We start from the raw sequence: 1543 nt of genomic DNA on the forward strand, positions 1-1543 counted from the left end.
TGAAAGATTAACTATTAAAAGTCAAGCCTGAAATGAGGATGGTGGTAAAAAACAGATGGTCCAGAAAGAGTATAGCAAAGCAGGCGTCCAGTTGAACGCCGCATCGGCTATTCCGAGGAAATTACGTTGCCAAGCGGTAAGGCTCTCCGGATTTCTCTAAGGCGTAAATGAGGCGGACCAATTTTTTGGCAGCGTGAGAAACGGCAACGTTGTAATGTTTGCCCTCCGCACGTTTCTTGGCGAGGTAAGCGGCAAAGACCGGATCCCAATGGCAAACGTACTTGGCGGCGTTGAAAATGGCAAATCGGAGATACCGGGAACCGCGTTTCTCCATATGAGCATAGCAGTTCTTGAGCTGCCCGGATTGGTAGGTCGAGGGTGAAAGTCCAGCGTAGGCCAGCAGATTGTCGGGAGACCCGAACCGGGAGAAGTCGCCAACCTCGGCGAGAATCACGGCAGCCATTCGGGCGCCAATACCGGGAATCGTCGTAATGGGAGAGTTCAGTTCACCCATGATCTGTTGAATCTCCGCTTCAATTTCATCAATCTCTTCATCCAGTTCCCGGATAAGGCGGATGGTATGCCGCAACTCCAGCGACTTTGCCGGCATCGTGGAGCCAATTGAGGTTCTGGCTGACTCGCGTATCTCAACAGCTTTGTCCCTACCGTAGCGGCCCTTGGAAGCACCATAAAGCGTGGTTTTCAAATGCGTCAGGTTCGCATCGGCAATCTGCTTTGCTCCAGGAAACTCATCGAGTAGAGCGTAGACGGAGATCATATGGAGCGTCGGCACCAGCTTTTCCAGTTCAGGGAACAGGATGCAGACCAAGCGCGCAATTGACTGCTTGAGTCTTCCGCGCTCTTTCACCTTGTCAAAACGGTATCTCGTCAGTGACTTTAACTCCTCGTTGTGGTATGCTGTGTCTGTGTAGGGCTTGAGGCCCACATCGGACAAAAGCATAGCTGCAATCGTTCGTGCATCGATACGGTCGGTCTTCGTCTTCCTGAGGCTGAGGCTTTTCCGGTAAAGATTGGTGTGCAAGGGGTTTAAGACATAGGTGGGAAGACCGTTGTCAAGAAGAAACCCAAGGATGTTGTAGCTGTAATGCCCGGTTGCCTCAAGCCCTACTTTTATTTTGTTTTGAGGCGAGGAGCAGCTTCGAATCCTTTGCAGCAGGCGCTGAAAACCATCCATGTTGTTTGGAATGGTGAAAACATCCGCGAGAACTTCCCCTTCTGAGTTGATGATGAAGCAGTCGTGCTTGTCCTTGGCGACGTCAATTCCAACAGAAATCATAATAAAGCCTCCGACGGTAAAATTGTGATGCTGTATCCACAGAACGCTTTGCCTTGTAACCTTGTTCCACATAAACCGTCTGGCGGTATTTAACTGATTAACAAAACTGCAAAGGGCTGTGGTTGGAACCTTTCAAAAACCATCTGGTGGTAGGAGGACTTAACCAATCCACAACATCCCTTACAGTGTAGCACATAGCCCTTGGAGAGGGGCTCTAATAACTACTACTCTATAATACAAGGAGGA

At 49.8% G+C, this 1543-nt stretch carries 1 protein-coding gene; it reads right to left on the reverse strand.

Annotated features, from left to right (window positions below):
- Nucleotides 1–121: 121 nt before the first annotated feature.
- Entirely contained in the window at nucleotides 122–1297 is a 1176-nt protein-coding gene (locus tag CAFE_RS05790) for an IS110 family RNA-guided transposase (protein ID WP_156990075.1), read from the reverse strand.
- Between the last annotated feature and the right edge of the window lie 246 nt (nucleotides 1298–1543).

Source organism: Caproicibacter fermentans, assembly GCF_009746625.1.
Lineage (GTDB): Bacteria > Bacillota > Clostridia > Oscillospirales > Acutalibacteraceae > Caproicibacter > Caproicibacter fermentans.

What these genes read in the sequence shown, in the direction of transcription:
- CAFE_RS05790 (WP_156990075.1), bottom strand. Translation starts at nt 1,297, where the DNA reads ATGATTTCTGTTGGAATTGACGTCGCCAAGGACAAGCACGACTGCTTC.